Here is a 21,142-nt window from a genome sequence, read left to right on the forward strand (position 1 = left end):
CAGCTGACCGATGCGATTTCCAAACTGGGTCAGCAGCAGGATATTCTGGCTTATCAGTTCGAAGGACTTCGTCATGACGTAGGAGAGAAGAGCGGATTTATCGAGACAACAATTCATTATGCACTCAAGCATCCGGAGCTGCGCGAATCTACCGTAGACTATTTGCGTAAAGTAATGGCAGAGATCGATAAGTAAATCATCTTGCCGAATAGTAAGTAAAAGTATATAAAAGGTACACCGTTTTCTGTTGTAGATAGAGAACGGTGTACCTTTTTTGATATCATAAATTGGTTCATGATTTGAACAGAAGATGTTCTTAGTCGTATAAATTATTCTTGAAATAACACAGGCCAACTTGTCTACAGTAAGGATAATCGGAGCTGCCTATCTGTTAGGTATAAATTCCTGTATGAATATAGTATAGTGTAGTCTCAAAGTATTGCCGTATAAATGGCTAAAGGAGATTTAATGATGAAAATACGCAAAGCGATTATTCCCGCAGCAGGACTTGGAACCCGTTTCCTGCCAGCCACCAAAGCTATGCCCAAAGAAATGCTGCCGATCGTAGACAAGCCCACGATCCAGTATATTATTGAAGAGGCCGTTGCTTCTGGTATCGAGGATATTATTATCGTGACCGGTAAAGGCAAACGCGCGATCGAAGATCATTTTGATTACTCTGTAGAACTGGAACAGAACCTGGAGGAGAAAGAAAAGTGGAAGCTGCTGGATGCCGTTCGTGAATCGTCCGAGATGGCAGATATCCATTACATTCGTCAGAAAGAACCCAAAGGACTGGGACATGCCATCTGGTGTGCCCGCAAGTTTATCGGTGACGAACCATTTGCTGTACTGCTTGGTGATGATATTGTGGAATCCGACGTTCCTTGTCTGAAGCAGATGATGGATGTATATGAACAGCATGAATCTTCTGTTGTAGGTGTAAAAGAAGTTCCTTGGGAGCATGTGTCCCGCTATGGTCTGGTAGCCGGCGACCAGATGCCTGGCGATGAATCGGGCCGTCTTTACAAAGCTACAGGTCTCGTGGAGAAACCAAAGCGTGAAGATGCCCCATCCAATCTGGCGATCATGGGTCGCTATATTCTTACTCCGGAAATCTTCGATATTCTGGGCAAGCAGGATGCTGGAGCAGGTGGTGAGATCCAGCTGACCGATGCGATTTCCAAGCTCGGTGAGCAGCAGGATATTTTGGCGTACCAGTTCGAAGGACTTCGTCACGACGTAGGAGAGAAGAGCGGATTTATCCAGACAACAATTCACTATGCGCTCAAGCATCCAGAACTGCGGGAAGACACTATTGAATATCTGCGTAAAGTAATAAATGAGATTGATCACCCTACTGCATAAGCAAAGCATAGGTTCTGTATGGCGATAATAACTTCAAACAGGATAGACAATAGATGAGTGATGCGTGGCATGATCGAAGAGTATTGTAAAACTACACGTGATCTGATTAAAAAGTAAAAGAGGCTTCTCCCGTATAGGAGAAGCCTCTTTCTTTTGATTAGCTTGCATTTGGTGATGTTTGGGATTAATAAGTCACTTTTGCCAGCTGATCAATTTGTTCTTTTTCTTTGGCATCAATAGCAATCAGTTTGTCATAGACAGCCTGATCTTTTTGTCCTTCTTTTTGCAGAGTAGCCAGATAGTAACGTGCTACCTGCTTGTTCGTCTCATCGCTCAGATCATCTTTCAATCCGCGCTTCAATGTTGCTGCTGCATCGGCATTTTTACCTTGCATCAACTGAATTTGACCGATGCTCAGAGCAATCTTCGGAGTGACATCGAACTCACGACCTTGCAGCTGACCTTCCGGCAAAGTGGTCAGGTACTGCATACCATCAAGCACTTGCTGGTAAATCGTAAGACCTGCCTGGAAGTATTTATCCTCAGCAGCCTTATCTTTTTTCTCATGAGCCTGGTTGCCCAGAATATAAGCCTGAGAAATGACACCTTCATACCAGGAAATATCCCATTTGTATTTCGGAATATTATCAATCATCAAATTGAATGCCTGGTCGGTATCGCCATGTACCTGATAAAGAGTAACCAGCTGCTTCAGGATGTCCTTGTTAAATGGCTCTTTTTCATGAGTTTTGGTTAACAGAGCCAGATCTTCGTTGTAGAATTTGTCATCTTTGGTCTGCTGGTAACCCTGTACAAGCAGGGAGCTCAAGAAAACGGATGCATCCGGGAACGTGCTACGGATTGACAATGCATCATCCAGAGGCTTACGCAGTCCTTCATACGTAGCTTGTGGAGTATTTGCCATAGAAGTTACTTCTATTACATCAGCAGAGGCTTCTTTGAAACGTAGGGCCGTAAATGCGACCAGAATAACAGCCAGACCCATCAATGAAACATAAATACCGCGAATTGCTCCAGTACCCAGCTTGAGTCGTTTGAGCGGCTGTGCATCCATTGCAGCAGCCATACCACCGAGACCAAGGAATACCAGAATGCTCATATAAACATAACTTAAGTTAAAGTCGAGCAGACTGTGCATCAGAATGGATACGACGAGTATAAAGTAAAGGAAATGCGATTCCTTTTTCTCGCGATCCGATTTGATATAACCGCGAATGTATTTGTAGAAAATAAATCCAACAAACAAAATGAAAATAATGAATCCGATAATCCCGACTTCGACCAGATATTGCACGAAGAAGTTATGCGCCTGACGGCTGACATACGGGTTATTCTGGTACGCTTCAAAAGCCGCACCCCATGCACCGCCACCACCGCCGAAGAACGGGTAGTCACGCAGCAGTTTCATGGCATCGCGATAAAACGTAAAACGTTCCAGTACACTACTTTGCTGGAAGTTGATGTTCTCAAAACGAACGCGGATATTTTCCGGCAGCAGATTGCGCAGATTCGTAGCAATCAGCAGAATCAGAATAATTGCGCCGACTACGGCCGAGCCGATCGGCAGCCAAATGCTGGAGAAACGTTTGGCTGTCCAGCCTTCTACGCTATGTTCCAGTTTTGGAGCAATAAAGCGTCCGATAACTACAGCGATCAATCCTACGATCAGCGATGTAATCAGCAGGTAAGCCCAGCCTTTGGCAGCTACGCCGCCATCATACTGGTTGATGACCTGCAGACCGATGGTCGTTACCGGATTCAGAATCACGGCAGAAGCGATACCGGCGATTACGATATAAATGACCCAGAGAATCTGCTGGGCAGGACGCAGCATCAGCAGCAGGACGAGCAGTACGAATGGCAGTACTACAAGACCACCACGTGACAGCGTCAGGATCAGGGACAAAATGATCGGTACCAGCATAAATCCGTGGATAAAGTGGTCATACGATCTTTTCAGACGGCTTACATTAAATAGTCCTGCGAACAGGATCGCCATCAGGAAAGCAGCATATGTATTCGCATATTGGAATACAGAAGTCAGACGCCAACCGTTGGAATCTTTCATAACTGCGTCGACATACACACCGTCAGCCACAGCTATCGAGAACCATGAGACCAGATGTCCACCTAGAACTCCCTGACCGAACCAGTTGAGGAATCCGAATAGGATAATCAGATAAGCAGAACCCATGATAGTAATTTGAATAATTTTGTTGGACAACCGGTCACGTAGCATATACACACCAATCACGAAAATAAATGCATACATCCATTGTATTAGCACCATATTTACGGCATAATGCCAAGAGGCGGCCGAAAACATGGAGATCATATACGAGATGGGCAGCAGAATAATGAGCAGTGCCACCATATCTCTCTGATCTTCCAATTTGATTTTTTTGTGGAATTGAATCAATCCCAGAATCAACAGGACACCGGCAGCCATGACTGCCCAGAAAATCGGTTGCTCAAAACTTACGCCGAGGCCATTAAACAATGCAATTTGAAATGGGGTCCATAACAGGAACAAAATAAGACAGATGTTAACGACCCAGAACATGCTACTGCGTTTGTCGTCCTCAGTGGACGCTTTAAACTGTTTGCCGTATACTGGATTAGCCAATGTTTTAAACTCCTTTTATCATCTACTTTGAGAAACTTTTCTAATGAATTTTATCATACGTTAAGATGTACATCTAGTTTTAGTAGTAGAAGAGTTCTGGGAATTTAATAAGATGCAATAAAGAACAGTTATACTTGTCTATGCCAACGAGTTGATCCTTTGAAAGAACAATTAGGCAACTTTCCAAATAAGTGCATAAAATTTAAACATTTATGCCTATTTATTTTGTGGAAGCTCTGTCGTTCTGTGCTTGCATGGCTATTATAGTTAGTGATATCATTGGGTTAGTTTTGCTTGCTTTTACATAAATACTATGCATTCTTCAATAGAAAAGATTTGTTTTAGTATTTTGAATCGTCTCAGGAGGCCTTATTACAATTATGGATTATACAGGTGAACGATTTATACCCAATAACGACGGCTTGGAAATAGAAGCTGAGCATATGCACCGTTATAGCAGTATAGCGGAGAGCCTAAAAGGCATGCGCGTATTAGATGCGGGATGCGGAACAGGATATGGCTCATTTCTAATATCACAATTTGCAAAAAAAGTAGTCGGTATAGATATTTCACAAGAAGCAGTTGACTGGTGCAATAAGAATTATGCCTCGCAAAAAAATCTTGAATTTATTCAGGGTTCTTTGGAAGCTATTCCTTTTGATAGAGAAGAATTTGATTGTGTAGTCAGCTTTGAGGTTATCGAGCATGTAGACCCAAGTATTCAGCGAACTTTTCTGGGAGAAGCAAGAAGAGTACTGAAAAAGAATGGTGTTTTAATTATTTCCACACCCAATAAACTTGTTTATACAGATAAAAGTGGATACCATAATCCATTTCATATTCACGAATTTTATGAAGATGAATTCAAACAATTTTTAAATCAGGAATTCCTGGTTACGAAATTTTATAATCAATCGCTCTATACGGTTTCCAGTATTTATGAAGATCACCATACTACTGCTGGTGTAAAGATGTTCCAGCATTCGTCACTGGATTCAGCAGGAAAGTATATGATTGCACTATGCTCCAATACTAATAAAGTTATTCCAACAATAAAGTTAGACTCGGTATACAAGTTTGATAATCCAGGCGGGATTCATTTTTCCAGTCTTTACGTAGGCACTGATAACAAAGAATACTCGCAAGCACAAAAAGAAACCGGTGTGCTTCTAAATCAGGAAGACAACAGGTTTTCGATTACTTTTGATTTGTCTGCTTATGAGCACATTTCCAAATTCAGGTTTGATCCTGTTGAAGATAATTTTTGTATTTGCAGTATCGAGGAAGTATTGACTGATGGAACAGTGGAATCGACTTCTCCATTAAACGCATTGAATTATCATAAGCAGGGTTTTTTATTTATGAATATTGATCCCCAATTTGAGATTAATGGAGACTTTGCTAATGCTTCCTATATTACAATTAAAGGTTACTTTAAAATCTTGAGTCAGTCAGAAATCAGCGAGTTTGTTGATTATTTTTATAAAAAAATGATAGAGGCAACAGAAAAAGCCTGAAATTTAATGTGCAAAACGTACAATGCTTTTAAAATACAACATGATTAAAAATTATTTAATATCCTGCCCTAGTATACATTTTTATATACTAAGGCAGGATTTTAAATTGATATCCGGTATATTTGTTTAAATTAATATAATCATTATTTGGTGGTGTCTAGATGCAAGTAAGTATAATAATCGCAGTATATAATCGTGCTGCACTCTTACCAGATTTATTAAGGCAGTGGGAAAAAGTTGATAAAAATACTAAGTATAAATATGAGCTTATATTTAGCGATGACGAATCAAGCGATAATTCAGTCGATATACTTAAAGCACACACTGGACTCCCGATGCGAGTGTTGGAAAACAAGCATGGGGGGGCTTCGCGTGCTAGAAATCATGCGTATCAGTATGCGCAGGGTGAAATAGTTATCTTTACAGGTGATGATATTTTTCCTACCCTAGATTTTGTAAATGAACATTACGAAGCCTATCTGAAACATGGAAGTGACTTTGCTTCTTTGGGATGTATCGAATGGCGTGAAGGAATCGAAATGAATCATTTAATGAAGCATATTACAGACATTGGCTGTGAACAATTTGGATTTGTTGGAATGCGCCCATTTGAGATTGTAGATTTCCGACATTTTTACACTTCCAATATTAGTGTGGCCCGTGAGAAGCTGGAAGAACTTGATGGTTTGTTTAGTTTGGAGTTCAAGAAATATGGATTTGAAGATATCGACCTAGGCTATCGTTTATACAAAAATGGTTTGCAGATCATTTACAATCCCAATGCACTGGCATATCACGATCATGTCTATAATAGTGTGATGAAATTCTGCAATCGGCAATTATCTGCTGGTGAAGAATTAAATACGTTCAAAAGATTACATCCAGATCTCAGCTATCATGAGATCAAAGTTAATATTGATGAATTTCATGACAGATATTTAGATTATACAAATGCCAATCGTTATTTTGATATTACGGCAGATGTAGGCCGAATGCTTATCTATCTCATGATTCAAGGCACAAAAATAATCGAAAAAATTCTAAAAAATAGATCCTCTTCCTTTTTGAAAAAAGTATGTTCCAAGTTCTATTCCATCATATTCAGTTACTATATGTATTTGGGATTGGCTTTAGGATCTGATGTTCAAAATCATGCATCAATCAAACAGGCTAAACGATTTACTTTCAATTATTTGTTTTTTGGAAAAGCACAAATTTTTTATGATCGTAAAAACAAATTTAATGAACAGAACAGTATAGTATTTCGAACAGCTGGTGCTAAAATTATTGATTTGAAAGTGGATCTTCCTCAAGTTGAACTTGGAAAGATTCGTCTTGATGCGCTGGACAGCTTTTGTAAAATAAAAATTTTGAAAGCAGTTGCTGTTAAAAGCAACGGAGATAAGGAACCTATTCATTTTGAATATACAAATGCAACTCGAAAAAGAGACAGCCATTATAATTTCTCCGATCAAATAGATCCTGTAATTATCAGTGAGATTTTGCCTGGTGCTACAAAATCGGTTGAGATAAAATACCAAATAAATTATCTGCTAGGAAAAAGAATACTCATAAAATTAAAACAAGGCATAGTATTGTTCAAAAAAGTCATAAAAAAATTAATGAATCGCCGTGCAACCATAATAAATCAGGATCCAATTATAATCGAAAAAAGCGAGCAGAAAAGAAAAATATGGATTAAGGTACAGTTTTCCGATTCTTCAGCGATTGCACCCTTGGTCGCTATGTATCAACAAACGATAGCTGCTTTGCCAGATGTACGTGTTGAACAATCTCCATGCCCTTCAAAGGACTATCAGGAATATGTGTATGCCATTGAACATCTTGATGGAGCATTAGATAAAAGTCAATTGTTAAATGTTGTTTTATGTTTGCTGGAATACAATTATGACTTTGTTTTGTTATCAAATGGATTAAGTGAATTCCCACTGATTCATGCAAAATCATTAAAGAATGCACTCTTATTATCTTCTTCATACTCGTATGAGTCTCTAGTAAGCGGAGAAGTGGAAATGACGGGTAAACTGATTCGCTTGCCTGGTAGGGAGACGTTAAATGATACTGTGGACTTATCTGCTGATATTCGATCTGTGACCTGTACGAATAATAGCTTATTGTTTGTTAAAAACAAGAAAACTCTTACAGTCAACAATCAGCTTCAACTGAAACCTATTGTCAACCCCAAACCTATCATTTTTGTGCTGCCTATATTTATGGCAGTAGGGGGAGTAGAACGAAATACAATTGAAGTTATGGAGCGGTTGAAGCAGGAGTACGATTTTGTTGTTATTACTTTTGAACGTCATCGTAAAGAACAGGGAAGTTTATTTTATCAGGTAGCACGCTTGGGTAGTGACTATTACGACCTTGCGGAAATTTCAGAGTTTGACAATTATTTATATTTGCTAGAAAACTTAAAAGCAATGTATAAACCTTCTCTTGTCTGGATGTGTAACAGCTCTCCATGGACAATGGATAACAATACATCATTGCGTAAAATATTTAATGATATTCCTATTGTAATGCAGGATGTATATGATTATAAATATGGATGGATTGAGTATTACGATCAACCTGCTATTCATGCGTATGACCGATTTATTGCAATCAATAAAAAAATTGAAGAAAAATTTATTGGTACGTATGGAATTTCTGCTACAGACATTGACCTAGTTTATCCAGCGGCTGATACAGACAAGGTCAAGGTTATGAACGAGCAATCCTATTTAAAAGAAGCCGTTTTACAAAAGTTTGATCTTGATCCGAGCCGTAGACATTTTGCTTTTATTGGTCGCTTTACAGAGCAGAAGCAGCCATTAAAAATGTTGAAGCTGGCCAAGTACATTGTCAGAAAGTATGATGATATCGATTTTGTCATGGTAGGCGATGGTGAGCTTTCTGCAGAAGTAGAACAGTTTATTGTAGATCATCAACTAGGTAACAGGGTTCATCGTATCAAATATATTGCAAATGTATTCCAGTTTGTTAAATCTATAGATGCGTTATTTATTGCTTCTATTTATGAAGGGTTACCAATCGTTACAATTGAAGCAATGTGCGTTGGAACGCCTATATTTGCAACAGACGTTGGAGATATTGCTCTTTTTGTAGAAGAACAACAATCAGGATTGATCTCAAGACAGGACGATTTGGAAAGCCTGCAAAAAGCAGTCGATATGTTTCATTCGAATCTTGAATCCTATAAACAAAATTCGTTGGCGCATACTGAGGAAAATATTGAATTCTTCTCATCCGCGAGAGCAGCACAGCTTATGCGGGATTCATTTCATAAAGCTCTGGAAAAGTATCGTTAACATGCAGTTATTAAAGGAGAGTTTGTATTGAATATGATTCGTGATATTTGGGGCTCTAGACATCTTTTAATGAATATGTCTAAAAGTGACTTCAAAAGCAGATACTCAGGTTCCTATTTTGGTGTTGTTTGGGCAATTATACAGCCATTGATGACTATCTTGATTTTCTGGTTTGTTTTTCAGATTGGATTTCGAGCAAAGCCTGTTTCCGATGTTCCTTTCATTTTGTGGTTATGTGCAGCAATTATACCTTGGAACTTTTTCACCGATGCGATTATCAATGCAACAGGAGCGTTTACCAATTATTCCTTCGTTGTTAAAAAACTTGTTTTTAAAATAGCTTTACTCCCTCTGGTTAAAGTTATGGCTTCATTCTTTTTGAATATTGCTTTTAATGTACTGCTGATTTTAATCTACAGTATGTATGGGGATTTCCCCGGCATTCATCTGCTTAGTATTTTATACTTTAATATTTGTCTCGCAGCTCTGATCACGGCGCTATCTTACTTTTTATCTACATTGAATGTTTTTTTCAGAGATACTACTCAGATTGTAGGTATTTTCCTGCAATTTGGAATATGGTTGACACCAATTATGTGGCAAGAGTCTGTTATTCCTGAAAGCTTCCGTTGGATTGTAAAATTGAATCCTATTTATTACATTATTAATGGTTATCGGGATGCTTTAATTAATCGGGTATGGTTTTTTGAACATCCACTGCAGACGCTCTATTTTTGGGGTGTAACGGTAGTTATAGGTATCATATCCTTTTTATTTTACAAAAGAATGAAGTCCCATTTCGCAGATGTTTTATAAGTGAATCCATTAAGCGTAGTATATGGAGCAGGAGGTTTTGATCTTGGAAGAATGTCTTATTGATATCCAGGATGTTACTAAAATATATAAATTATATAAACAACCCATGGATCGTGTTAAAGAAGTTTTAAGTGTAACTCAAAAAAAATATCACAAAAATTTCTATGCAGTTGATAACGTTTCTCTTAGTGTAAAAAGAGGAGAAACTGTAGGGATTATTGGAAAAAATGGTTCTGGCAAATCAACTTTGCTCAAAATGATTGCTGGTGTATTGTCACCTTCCGTAGGCAAAGTTGAAGTGAAAGGAAATGTTTCTGCTTTACTTGAGTTGGGTGCTGGATTTAATGGTGATCTTTCTGGTCTCGAGAACATTTATCTTAATGGTACTCTTCTGGGATATAGTAAAGAGTATGTAGACAAGAGTATCAAAGCAATTCTTGAATTTGCAGATATCGGAGATTTTATTTATCAGCCTGTTAAAACATATTCCAGTGGTATGTTTGTAAGACTTGCTTTTGCTATAGCTATCAATATTAATCCAGAAATCTTAATTGTTGATGAAGCATTGAGTGTGGGAGATATGCGTTTTCAACAGAAATGCTATCGGAAAATCAGAGAAGTAAAAAAGACAGGTACTGTTTTGTTTGTTAGTCATGATACTGGCGCACTTGCAAGCTTTTGTGATCGGATTATCTGGATGGACGAAGGTAAAATTTTTAAAGAAGGACGTCCTGATAAAATTCTCGATGAATATCAAGCATTCATGAGCTATGATATCAAGGAGATGCAATCGGTCACAACTTATAGTAATGCAGCTGAAGGGCAAGAAGAGGAAACGCATGATGTTTTATCGGGTCTTACTAGAGCCAAAGCATTCGGTAATGGAGATGGCAGTTTTGAGATGGTAAGATTGATACATTCGGATACCGGTAAAGAATCTACTGTAGTAGCAGGTGGAGATGCCATATCTATCGATTTTAAAATTAGAATTAATAAAACGGTGGAGATGCCCATTTTCGGTTTTACACTCAAAGATGCATTGGGAAATGCAGTTATAGTATCTAACACTCATTTTGAAAAAATTGAACTTACACCTTTATTAGAGGGAAAAACTTACCATTATCAGTTTCAGATGACTTTTCCTGACTTGAGAAGTGGAAAGTATTCATTGGATATTGCTTTGGCTACCGGTACATACCAGGCGCATGAGCAGATACAATGGATTAATGATGCATTAGTTATTGTTGTAAAGGATCCAAAGCCATATCAGGAAGGCCGTGGATATATAGTTCCCAAGGACATAAAATTTAGTTCAATTCAATAAAAGGAGTTTAAAATACTATGTTTTTCAAAAAAAAAACTGCTATTGAGCAGCATGAGAAAATCTCGGTCGTTATTCCACTATACAATCATGAAAAGTATATCGAAGAAGCTATTGAGAGTGTATTAAAGCAAACTTATGCCAATCTGGAACTAATTATTATTGATGATGGCTCCAAAGATAACTCAGTACAGGTTGCACGTAAATTCAATGATCCGAGAATAACTATTATCACTCAGGAAAATAGAGGAGCCCACAATACAATTAATCGTGGATTGGATATGGCTTCTGGTCAATATTTGACTGTTCTTAATTCGGATGATTGCTATGAAAAGGAACGGTTGGAGAAATGTATTCAATTTCTCAGAACTAATCAGGATGTTCATTTGGTGTGTTCCTATATCAAAGTTATTGATGAGAAAAGCAAAAAATTAGGCATTAAACAGGGTTGGAAAAACATGGAACCTTGGGCGGTTCCAAATCGAAATCTGTCTTTTGCTGCTACCAATGATTTTCTCAAAAATTTGCTGATGTCCAATTTCATTTCTACAACCAGTAATATGGTTTTCACCAAAAAGTTATATGAATCTATTGGGGGAATGCGTAATTTACGCTTTGCCCATGATTGGGATTTTGCATTGCGGGCAGCAGAATACGGAAAGTGTGCAATAATTGAAGAAGCACTTATGGGTTACCGGATTCATGGTACTAATACAATTAGTACCAATAGAAAACATATGCTATTTGAAATTTGTTGGATTTATGCTGCCCATTTGGATCGTTTTGAAGGTAAAAATATTTTTAGAGGCAATGCGATTGAAGATTTACAAGAGATGGCTGAATCTATTAATCTGCAAAATAATGACAAGTTACTTTGGCTTTTGCGCTCTTATTTGAATGGAGCCAGAAAAAAAGGTGAATTGGAGCCGGAATTGCAGTTTTTGGACAATCAGGAGTTGCGCGAATCTCTCTTTAAATACATTAACGAATAAAAGTGAAAAAGTAATGTAAAGTAAAATATTTTAGTATGCGCAGCCCTTTATTATTCAATGTCGAAGACAGGTACATGGTACGATTAATCGTGTGCAGGCCAAGTTATTGAAATAAAGGGCTATAAATTCGATAAGGGGTGCCGGAAAGGAACATTGATCCGGAATCCTAGTTGGGAGGATTGCAAAAAAAGAATGACAAATAAAACAAACGTTATCCGATCGATTGCTTTCGGTATTATTGGTACATTGCTATTATACGTTTTTTTATCATTAATGTTATGTGGAAAAATTGTAACTGAACTTCCGCGTTTTTCTAATACATGGACTGTATCTCAAAGCGATTTACAGGCGAATATTAAAGATTTTAAGAATGAAAACAATGTATTAAAAGCTACATCAAACGATCCGTGGGTTGAAGTGAATTTTGGAAAGACATTGACTCCCCAAAAGCTGAAGCTTAATATATCTGATTTAAGTATTGATAGTTCTTATGCACAAATTTATTATTCAGATAAAGAAAATGATTTTTCTGAAGGCAGATATGTAGACTATAGTCTAAAAAATGGATTGAATGAAATTTCATTTCCCCATAACACTTCTGTTCAAAGCATCCGGATGGATTTAACGGATCAAAAAGGAGTTTCTTTGCAGGTCGTATCCGCTAATCTAATGCTTGATTCCAAAGTATCGCTGTTTTGGTTGTTTTTCCTTGCAATGTTTGTAGTTTACTTAGGAGTTATATATCTGATTATTCGCTTAAGCTCTACTAACCGTCATTCGGCTGAACCATTGTCTCCATTTTCGTTCTCGAATTATAGCCGTGAATATAAATTGTTTATGTGGAGTTTTGGTATTGGCGTGCTTTATTACCTACCGTATATAACTAATACATTATATTCTATAGACGATTATTATTTAGATCAATTATACAATATAAATGTGGAAACTTTAGGATACAATTTCCATTCAACAGGTAGATATACACAGGCCATATTATCACAGTTATTTTATTACATGAATATTCAACCCCTTACCAAACCTTTGGGGCCATTGTTATTTATTGCTTCACTTTCACTTCTGGGTATTTGCATTACTAGATTGCTAAAAATAAATTCTTTTATCTTGTCGTTAAGCATAATTCTTTTGCTGGTGAGCAATCCGTTCTTCGGAGAAATTTTCCATTATAGCATCGTGCCAGCTTACAGTGCGTTTGCTGTTATAGCTTTGGCAGGTGGCTTAATATTTGGCCACAAATATAGTACAAATAGAAGGTTTATTTTTGGATTTTTATCAATTGGTTTTTATATCATCTCACTTACAACCTATCAAATATTTTATCCCATTGTTTTTCTTGTCTTTCTTTATAATCTTATTATTCCTGCAGAGCTGCGAATTTTCGAGCAAGAAGATACAGGTAGAGAACAACAATCATTTTTGGCAAAGTTTATCCCGCTAGTAATATATGTTGTCGCTTTTTTAGTATATTCAATCTTATTAAAAATTGTATTTCTTATTTGGCCACCACAGCTTGCTTACTCTGGCAATGATATCGGACAATTGTGGTATAATTTTACACACAAACCATACTGGATAAGTGTTTTCAACAATATTGATCGATTTATACTGGAGAACAATCCATTTAATTCTCAGTTGATTAACTTTTTTGTATGGGGAATCTTTTTTACTGCTCTGGCTGCTTACGTTACTTTTAATGGAATGTTCGCCAAAACTTCTATCACGAGACTTGCAAGCGTATCTATTCGTGTATTTATTTTGTCTTTCTTGGGTTTGGTTACATGTCTTGGATTTTCATTGCTTCGTCCTGAAGAGATCTCATCCCGATCATTTACAGCGTTTGGATTGTATCAAGCACTATTATTAATTATTGTATATGGAATCACTATGCTCTTAAAGCTAAAACCTTCTTATCGAAATGTTCTAATCTCAGGGCTTATTATTATTATTGTTGTAGGAAATATAGGACGGATCGGTAGAAGTGCTCTGGATCAACATAGGCTTAACAGTATGGAAAACAGTATGGTAACCAGAATAGTAGAGCGTATGGAAGCAGATCAAGCATTCAATCCTAATGCGAAATTGGTTATTTCAGGAGTCCCAAATTTGAAATCTATTTCATATACTACTTTTGGGGATTATAATGTACCTGCATCGCAGCAATTTTCCAAAGTGTTTCTATTCAATGAAGTAACGGGATATAGCTTTGAACAACCTTCAGAGCAGGATATAGAGGTAGCAAATAAAAAATTGCAAAAAATGAAACCATGGCCGGACATAACATCAGTTCAAAGTGAAAATGGCATCTTTATTATCAAACTCAATTGATAGATGGGTCGATTTTTGAAAATAACAATTTTATATCAATGGTATCAAATTTGCAGCTCGTGTAGTAATCTATTTATATTAATTTGGACGTTCGACTTATACTTGAATAATTTACTACTTATGGGGGAAAAATGAATAATAATGCTTTTTCTGTGAATGAGAGTCACCTTTTTGACATTCAGGAACTTGGTGATAATCGAGGGGCGTTGGCAGTAGTAGAATCAATGAAGAACATCCCTTTTGACATCAAGCGTGTTTTTTATATTTATGGTACAGCAAAAGGTATACGAAGAGGATTTCATGCACATCATAAAACCAGACAAGTTTTGATTAGCGTATGTGGAAGCTGCAAAGTTCATTTAGACAATACGAAACGAAAAAAAGAGGTTTTGCTTGATTCACCATCGGTAGGACTTCTATTGGAACCAAATGATTGGCATGAAATGTATGACTTTTCACCGGATTGTGTACTTCTGGTTATGGCTTCTGAGCTGTATCAGGCAGAAGACTATATTCGAGACTATGATCAATTTATCGAGGTATATGGCCTATGAGTAATTATTTTATTCACTCGCACGCGATTGTGGAAAGCAATAATATTGGCAAAGATACAAGGATATGGGCTTTTTCTCATGTTCTACCAGGTGCGATCATTGGTGAAAACTGTAATATTAATGATCATACTTTTGTCGAAAATGATGTAGTACTTGGTAATAATGTTACTGTTAAATCAGGCGTTTATATTTGGGATGGTATTACAGTTGAAGATAATGTATTTATTGGTCCTAATGCTACTTTCACTAATGATTTAAAACCACGTTCTAAGCAGTATCCCGATGCTTTTTTGAAGACTCGACTAGAGCAGTGGGCTTCTATCGGAGCCAATGCCACTATTGTAGCCGGTCACACAATTGGGAGATATGCTATGATTGGTGCAGGTTCAGTAGTTACAAAGGATGTTCCTAATAATACGTTATGGTTTGGTAATCCTGCTAAGTTTCGCGCATATATTTGTAATTGCGGAGAACAGCTTGATAAGCAACTGCATTGCTCCAAATGTGGAAAATCATATTATTTGGTGAATGGTTTGATTGAGGAAGATAATAATCTATAAGGGAACAAGGTGCATACATGATTCAATTTTTGGATTTGAAAAAAATTAATTTGCGTCATGAACAGGCGATTCAAGAGAGCGTAGCCCAGGTACTTCATTCTGGCTGGTACATACTAGGAGAACAAGTGAAAAGCTTTGAAGCCGAATTTGCTTCCTATTGCGGAACTCGTTACTGTCTAGGAGTGGCTAATGGTTTGGATGCACTTGAGCTGATTATTCATGCATACGGCATTAGTGAAGGAGATGAAGTTATCGTTCCATCCAATACGTATATTGCTTCGATTCTCTCAATTTCTGCGAACGGAGCAACCCCGATTCTGGTCGAACCGGATCCGCAAACTTATAATATTGATCCTGCCAAAATTGAAGAGAAAATTACTGAAAAGACGAAAGCTATCATGGTAGTTCATCTCTATGGTCAAACTTGTGATATGCAACCTATTCGTGAACTCGCACAAAGGTTTGATTTGAAAATTATTGAAGATTGTGCACAGTCTCATGGAGCTTTATACGCAGACCAACGTGCTGGGAATCTGGGCGATGCAGCAGCGTTCAGCTTTTACCCTGGCAAAAATCTTGGGGCGCTTGGTGATGCAGGTGCAATCACAACAAATGATGAAGAATTGTATACTAAGCTGTATGCATTACGAAATTATGGCTCTCATAAAAAATATGAGAATCTTTACAAAGGATATAATAGTCGATTAGATGAATTCCAAGCACCGATTCTTAAGGAGAAACTCAAGCATTTGGATGCGGATAATGCCTATCGTCGAGATATTGCTAATTATTATATAGAGCATATTCATAATACGTTAATTACACTTCCTATTGTAAAGCATAATCCAGAATCCCATGTGTGGCATGTATTTGTTGTTCAAGTAGCAGATCGTGCGGATTTTATGCAGTATATGACTGACAATGGTATTCAAACAATCATTCATTATCCGATCCCGCCTCATAAGCAGCAAGCATATGCAGAATGGAATGATCATGTATACCCGATCTCCGAAGAGATTCATAAGCATATAGTTAGCATCCCGATCAGTCCGGTAATGCCTATGGAAGAAGTTATGAAAGTGGTGGAAGTCATTAATGAATACGGACAAAATTAAATTTTCAATTGTGGTGCCGATATACTTTAATGCCTTAAACATTCCACATACGGTACCAAGGTTACAAAAACTGAAGCAGATATTGCCGGATTGTGAATTGGAATTTGTATTTGTCGATGATGGGTCTAAGGATGATTCTTTTCAATTACTATTGGAAGCCAAAAAACAGGATGATCGTATTAAAGTAATCAAACTAAGCCGTAATTTTGGGTCCATGTCGGCTATTCAGGCAGGTTTACAATTTGCCACAGGTGACTGCATCGGTGTAATTGCAGCTGATTTACAGGATCCACCTGAACTATTTGCTGATATGATTATGGAATGGCGCAATGGTAAAAAGGTTGTACTGGCTACCCGTTCTGATCGTGAGGAATCACTTTCGCAGAAAATGTTTTCTAATTCCTATTACTATTTACTGGAAAAATTTGCTCTTAAAGATTATCCGAAGGGCGGCTTTGACTTTCTGTTGGTAGATCGCCAGGTTGCCCGCGAAGTAATCGATATTGGAGAAAAAAATACGAATGTAATGAGTCTGATCTACTGGCTTGGTCATGATCGCGAATATTTACCATATGTTCGCCAAGAACGCAAGCTAGGCAAATCACGCTGGACAATGTCCAAAAAAATAAAATTGTTTATCGATTCATTTGTTAGTTTCTCATATATGCCTATTCGTTTCATGTCAGCGTTGGGCGTGATCACGGCATTATTAAGTTTTTTGTATGGTGTCTATGTAGTGGCTGGTGCATTATCAGGTATAATACCAATTCAGGGATGGACGACTATTATTGCATTAATCACATTTTTGCTTGGTATCATTATGGTAATGCTTGGTATCATCGGAGAGTATTTGTGGAGAATATTGGATGAAAGTCGAAACAGACCTTCATTCATAGTTGATGAAGTATATGAATAAACCATTTATCAAGTATCTGTTGAGTGGTGGCTTTAATACATTGGTTACGTATCTCATGTATTTGTTGCTACTTAATATTATGAATTATAATATGGCCTATTCCATTTCATATGTAGCAGGAATTTTATTATCATATTATTTGAATTCGGTCTTTGTATTTCAGGAAAAAATCTCATTGCGTAAATTCATCAAATATCCTGTTGTATATATAGTACAATATTTGATTAATTTAGTGTTGCTTAATATACTTATTGAGTATGCAGGTTTATCTACGAAAATCGTACCTATTATTACGATTGTAATTACGATACCCATAACTTTTTTACTAACCAAATTTATTATCAAAGGAAAATGAACGGAGGCATATTTATTATGAAAGGCATTATTTTGGCAGGTGGTACAGGAACAAGATTATTCCCATTAACCAAAGTGACTAATAAGCATCTTCTGCCAGTAGGCAAATATCCAATGATTTTTCATTCTGTGCAAAAACTTAAACAATCCGGTATTCAGGATATATTGATTGTAACAGGTAAGGAGCATATGGGAGACGTTGTTAATCTGTTGGGAAGTGGACATGAAATGGGGGTTACCTTTACATATAAAGTTCAGGATGAAGCAGGCGGCATTGCTCAGGCCCTTGATCTGGCAGAACAGTTTGTGAACGGTGATCAGATGGTAGTTATTCTTGGCGATAATGTATTTGCGGATGATATTGCTCCATTTGTACAGAATTTCCGCGAACAAAAAAAGGGTGCAAAACTTTTGCTGCAGCAAGTGCAGGATCCTCAACGTTTTGGCGTGGCTGAGCTGGAAGGAGATCGTATTGTATCGATCGAAGAAAAGCCTAAAAATCCGAAAAGTGATTTTGCAGTGACCGGTATTTATATGTTTGATAGCCGAGTATTTGATATTGTTAAAACATTGAAGCCCTCTGATCGTGGCGAGCTTGAGATTACCGATGTTAACAATGCTTATATTGCTAGCGGTGATCTATCTTTCGATATTTTGCAGGGTTGGTGGACAGATGCAGGAACTCATGCTTCTCTGGCAAGAGCCAATGAGCTGGCGCAGGATATCGTATTTGGTGAAGAATTCGGTAAGCTCAAACTGTAAGGAGGAACACCATGAAGTCGACGGCTCTAAAACTGGAAGGTGCAAAACTGCTCGAACCGATTATTCACGGAGATAACCGGGGATTTTTTATGGAAAGTTATAACGAACGTGTAATGAATGAACTAGGGGTACATCATCGTTTTATTCAAGATAATCAATCTCTTTCTGTAGAAGCGGGAGTTTTGAGAGGACTACATTATCAATTAAATCCCAAAGCACAAACGAAAATTATCCATGTGATTTCTGGGGCCATTTATGATGTGATTGTCGATATACGGCAGGAATCAGAAACATTTGGTCAATGGATGGGATTTATTCTGAGTACGGATAATAAACGCCAGTTGCTTGTTCCACAAGGGTTTGCACATGGGTTTTGCACTCTTGTAGCTAATACTCAAGTATCCTACAAAGTAGATCAGTATTATTCACCTGAACATGATCGGGGAATATTATGGAATGATCCTGCTATAGGAATTGACTGGCCTGTCTCAGAACCTATTTTATCGGAGAAAGATAAAAAACATCCACTGTTAAAAGATGCCGAATTGAATTTCTAAGGATCAATATGGTTCTGCAGACAAACGATTAGACAAGATTCAGCGTTTAAGCTGAATCTTGTTCATTGATATAGGAGGAATAATTATGAAACTACTTGTTACTGGCGGAGCTGGTTTTATCGGCAGCAATTTTGTACTGTATATGCTGCGTGAGCATCCGGAATACCAGATTATCAATGTGGATGCATTGACATATGCAGGTAATCTGGAGAATTTGAAAGCTATTGAGGGTAATGCGAATCATACTTTTGTCAAAGCTGATATTGGTGATGCCTCCAAAATGGATGAATTGGTATCGCAAGGAGTAGACATCATTGTCAACTTTGCGGCTGAATCTCACGTCGATCGCAGTATTCTGGAACCGGACGTGTTTGTAAAAACAAACGTATTGGGTACGCAGGTATTACTTGATGTAGCGAAGAAGCACAAGATTACCAAATTTGTTCAAGTATCTACCGATGAAGTGTACGGTACGTTGGGCGAAACAGGCCTCTTTACCGAGGAAACACCACTTACACCGAATAGCCCTTATTCGGCAAGTAAAGCCGGCGGTGATTTGTTAGTACGTGCTTATCATGAGACATTTGGTTTGCCAATGAATATTACTCGCTGCTCCAACAACTATGGTCCATTCCAGTTCCCGGAAAAACTGATCCCGTTAATCATCTCCCGTGCACTGGCAGATGAGTCTTTGCCTGTATATGGTGATGGTCTGAATATTCGCGATTGGCTGTATGTAGAAGATCATTGCAGTGCGATCGATCTCGTTATCCATGAAGGGAAAAATGGCGAAGTATACAATATTGGTGGTAATAATGAACGTACCAATATTCATATTGTTAAAACGATTTTGGAACAACTGGACAAGCCTGAATCTCTTATTAAATATGTAGAAGATCGCCCAGGACATGATCGTCGCTATGGTATTGATCCTACCAAAACAATGAATGAGCTTGGCTGGAAACCGAAGCACAATTTCGAGTCGGGCATTAAAGCTACTATTCAATGGTATTTGGATAATAAGGAATGGTGGAGTCGTATCGCTTCAGGTGAATATCAAGAATACTACCAAAAACAATATGGCAGCCGTCTGGGTGACCAATAATGAAAGTTCTTGTTACCGGAGCCTCAGGGCAACTTGGTATAGATACGGTAGCTGTATTGGAACGTAAAGGACATACGGTCATGGCATGTGACCGTACGAAATTGGATATTACCAATCAGCAGCAATGCCAGCAAGTAATAAGTTCATTTCATCCAGAGGTAGTTATTCACTGCGCAGCTTATACAGCTGTAGACGCCGCTGAATCAGACATAGATAGTGCTTATAAAGTAAATGCTATCGGTAGCCGGAATGTTACAGTTGCTGCCGAAGCTATCCAGGCTAAAGTAATCTATATTAGCACAGACTATGTATTTGACGGAAAAAGTACGGCGTCGTATCACGAATATGATACTACAGATCCACAAGGGATCTATGGCAAATCCAAACGTGCTGGCGAAGTATTAACGCAGACGTTATCCAGTCGCTATTTTATTGTGCGGACATCCTGGGTATACGGAATGCATGGTAGTAATTTTGTGAAAACAATGCTGAAGTTGGGACAAGAAAAGCCGGAATTGAAAGTAGTGAATGATCAGAAAGGTTCGCCAACCTATACCGTGGATCTAGCAGAGTTTCTTTCGGAGTTAATGCTTACAGAGAAATACGGTATTTATCATGCTTCTAATAGCGAAGCATGCACATGGTATGAATTTACTGGTGAGATTTTTAAACAAGCCAAGGATATTCTTGGAATCACTATTACTGCCAAGCTTGAACCATGTACTACAGCAGATTTCCCAAGACCTGCTCCACGCCCGATCAATTCTACAATGGAACATCTATCCATTCGTACCAACGGATTTGAGGATATACGTTCCTGGCAAGAGGGATTAACAGCTTTCTTATTGGAGTACAAGCAGAATTTAAGCTAAATAGTGAG

At 37.8% G+C, this 21,142-nt stretch carries 17 protein-coding genes and 1 pseudogene; 17 read left to right on the top strand and 1 reads right to left on the bottom strand.

What is annotated here, in order from left to right; all coding sequences use genetic code 11:
- A pseudogene (locus H065_RS26665) lies at window positions 1-195 on the top strand (UTP--glucose-1-phosphate uridylyltransferase); the annotation flags it as partial.
- Between the two features lie 276 nt (window positions 196-471).
- Window positions 472-1,368, top strand: a complete 897-nt coding sequence (galU, locus tag H065_RS0123790) for a UTP--glucose-1-phosphate uridylyltransferase GalU (protein ID WP_017815609.1) — start codon at window positions 472-474, stop codon at window positions 1,366-1,368.
- Between the two features lie 184 nt (window positions 1,369-1,552).
- On the opposite strand, the gene H065_RS0123795 is transcribed toward galU, so the two are convergent.
- Window positions 1,553-4,015: a Wzy polymerase domain-containing protein gene (locus H065_RS0123795; RefSeq protein WP_017815610.1), complete on the bottom strand. Its 2,463-nt coding sequence runs from the start codon at window positions 4,013-4,015 to the stop codon at window positions 1,553-1,555.
- Window positions 4,016-4,395: 380 nt separating this feature from the next.
- On the opposite strand from H065_RS0123795, the gene H065_RS27245 reads away from it, so the two are divergent.
- The 15 genes from H065_RS27245 to rfbD all read left to right on the top strand — a co-directional run bounded on the left by H065_RS27245 (window position 4,396) and on the right by rfbD (window position 21,134).
- Complete coding sequence (locus H065_RS27245) at window positions 4,396-5,532, top strand: class I SAM-dependent methyltransferase (protein WP_017815611.1); 1,137 nt, start codon at window positions 4,396-4,398, stop codon at window positions 5,530-5,532.
- 161 nt (window positions 5,533-5,693) lie between these two features.
- Window positions 5,694-8,867, top strand: coding sequence for a glycosyltransferase (locus H065_RS0123805; RefSeq protein ID WP_017815612.1), 3,174 nt, complete (start codon window positions 5,694-5,696; stop codon window positions 8,865-8,867).
- A gap of 33 nt (window positions 8,868-8,900) precedes the next feature.
- Window positions 8,901-9,683 (top strand): ABC transporter permease, encoded by a 783-nt coding sequence (locus tag H065_RS0123810; protein ID WP_036630733.1) that lies wholly within the window; start codon window positions 8,901-8,903, stop codon window positions 9,681-9,683.
- A gap of 43 nt (window positions 9,684-9,726) precedes the next feature.
- Window positions 9,727-11,007, top strand: a complete 1,281-nt coding sequence (locus tag H065_RS0123815; RefSeq protein WP_017815614.1) for an ABC transporter ATP-binding protein — start codon at window positions 9,727-9,729, stop codon at window positions 11,005-11,007.
- 17 nt (window positions 11,008-11,024) lie between these two features.
- Entirely contained in the window at window positions 11,025-11,996 is a 972-nt protein-coding gene (locus tag H065_RS0123820; protein ID WP_017815615.1) for a glycosyltransferase, read from the top strand.
- A gap of 192 nt (window positions 11,997-12,188) precedes the next feature.
- Window positions 12,189-14,339 (top strand): glucosyltransferase domain-containing protein, encoded by a 2,151-nt coding sequence (locus tag H065_RS0123825; RefSeq protein ID WP_017815616.1) that lies wholly within the window; start codon window positions 12,189-12,191, stop codon window positions 14,337-14,339.
- A 131-nt stretch (window positions 14,340-14,470) separates the two neighbouring features.
- Complete coding sequence (locus tag H065_RS0123830; protein ID WP_017815617.1) at window positions 14,471-14,893, top strand: sugar 3,4-ketoisomerase; 423 nt, start codon at window positions 14,471-14,473, stop codon at window positions 14,891-14,893.
- Complete coding sequence (locus H065_RS0123835) at window positions 14,890-15,453, top strand: acyltransferase (RefSeq protein WP_017815618.1); 564 nt, start codon at window positions 14,890-14,892, stop codon at window positions 15,451-15,453. The genes H065_RS0123830 and H065_RS0123835 overlap by 4 nt, the downstream gene beginning before the upstream one ends.
- 17 nt (window positions 15,454-15,470) lie before the next feature.
- Window positions 15,471-16,568 carry a DegT/DnrJ/EryC1/StrS family aminotransferase gene (locus tag H065_RS0123840; protein WP_017815619.1) on the top strand — a complete coding sequence of 366 codons (1,098 nt, stop codon included), beginning with the start codon at window positions 15,471-15,473 and terminating at the stop codon, window positions 16,566-16,568.
- On the top strand, window positions 16,549-17,484 hold the full coding sequence (locus tag H065_RS0123845; RefSeq protein WP_017815620.1) for a glycosyltransferase family 2 protein: 936 nt from the start codon (window positions 16,549-16,551) through the stop codon (window positions 17,482-17,484). The genes H065_RS0123840 and H065_RS0123845 overlap by 20 nt, the downstream gene beginning before the upstream one ends.
- Window positions 17,477-17,839 (top strand): GtrA family protein, encoded by a 363-nt coding sequence (locus tag H065_RS0123850; protein WP_269430635.1) that lies wholly within the window; start codon window positions 17,477-17,479, stop codon window positions 17,837-17,839. The genes H065_RS0123845 and H065_RS0123850 overlap by 8 nt, the downstream gene beginning before the upstream one ends.
- Before the next feature lie 17 nt (window positions 17,840-17,856).
- Entirely contained in the window at window positions 17,857-18,600 is a 744-nt protein-coding gene (locus H065_RS0123855) for a sugar phosphate nucleotidyltransferase (protein WP_017815622.1), read from the top strand.
- Window positions 18,601-18,611: 11 nt separating this feature from the next.
- Window positions 18,612-19,157: a dTDP-4-dehydrorhamnose 3,5-epimerase gene (rfbC, locus tag H065_RS0123860; RefSeq protein WP_017815623.1), complete on the top strand. Its 546-nt coding sequence runs from the start codon at window positions 18,612-18,614 to the stop codon at window positions 19,155-19,157.
- Between the two features lie 85 nt (window positions 19,158-19,242).
- A complete protein-coding gene (gene rfbB / locus H065_RS0123865) occupies window positions 19,243-20,262 on the top strand; it encodes a dTDP-glucose 4,6-dehydratase (protein ID WP_017815624.1) in 1,020 nt (339 codons plus the stop codon).
- Window positions 20,262-21,134: a dTDP-4-dehydrorhamnose reductase gene (gene rfbD / locus H065_RS0123870; RefSeq protein WP_017815625.1), complete on the top strand. Its 873-nt coding sequence runs from the start codon at window positions 20,262-20,264 to the stop codon at window positions 21,132-21,134. The genes rfbB and rfbD overlap by 1 nt, the downstream gene beginning before the upstream one ends.
- The last annotated feature ends 8 nt before the right edge of the window (window positions 21,135-21,142 follow it).

It is taken from the genome of Paenibacillus shenyangensis, assembly GCF_000346635.1.
Taxonomy (GTDB): Bacteria; Bacillota; Bacilli; order Paenibacillales; family Paenibacillaceae; genus Saccharibacillus; species Saccharibacillus dauci.

Coding starts and splice junctions, on each gene's coding strand:
- galU (WP_017815609.1), top strand. CDS start 472: ATGAAAATACGCAAAGCGATTATTCCCGCAGCAGGACTTGGAACCCGT.
- H065_RS27245 (WP_017815611.1), top strand. CDS start 4,396: ATGGATTATACAGGTGAACGATTTATACCCAATAACGACGGCTTGGAA.
- H065_RS0123805 (WP_017815612.1), top strand. CDS start 5,694: ATGCAAGTAAGTATAATAATCGCAGTATATAATCGTGCTGCACTCTTA.
- H065_RS0123810 (WP_036630733.1), top strand. CDS start 8,901: ATGATTCGTGATATTTGGGGCTCTAGACATCTTTTAATGAATATGTCT.
- H065_RS0123820 (WP_017815615.1), top strand. CDS start 11,025: ATGTTTTTCAAAAAAAAAACTGCTATTGAGCAGCATGAGAAAATCTCG.
- H065_RS0123825 (WP_017815616.1), top strand. CDS start 12,189: ATGACAAATAAAACAAACGTTATCCGATCGATTGCTTTCGGTATTATT.
- H065_RS0123830 (WP_017815617.1), top strand. CDS start 14,471: ATGAATAATAATGCTTTTTCTGTGAATGAGAGTCACCTTTTTGACATT.
- H065_RS0123835 (WP_017815618.1), top strand. CDS start 14,890: ATGAGTAATTATTTTATTCACTCGCACGCGATTGTGGAAAGCAATAAT.
- H065_RS0123840 (WP_017815619.1), top strand. CDS start 15,471: ATGATTCAATTTTTGGATTTGAAAAAAATTAATTTGCGTCATGAACAG.
- H065_RS0123845 (WP_017815620.1), top strand. CDS start 16,549: ATGAATACGGACAAAATTAAATTTTCAATTGTGGTGCCGATATACTTT.
- H065_RS0123850 (WP_269430635.1), top strand. CDS start 17,477: ATGAATAAACCATTTATCAAGTATCTGTTGAGTGGTGGCTTTAATACA.
- H065_RS0123855 (WP_017815622.1), top strand. CDS start 17,857: ATGAAAGGCATTATTTTGGCAGGTGGTACAGGAACAAGATTATTCCCA.
- rfbC (WP_017815623.1), top strand. CDS start 18,612: ATGAAGTCGACGGCTCTAAAACTGGAAGGTGCAAAACTGCTCGAACCG.
- rfbB (WP_017815624.1), top strand. CDS start 19,243: ATGAAACTACTTGTTACTGGCGGAGCTGGTTTTATCGGCAGCAATTTT.
- rfbD (WP_017815625.1), top strand. CDS start 20,262: ATGAAAGTTCTTGTTACCGGAGCCTCAGGGCAACTTGGTATAGATACG.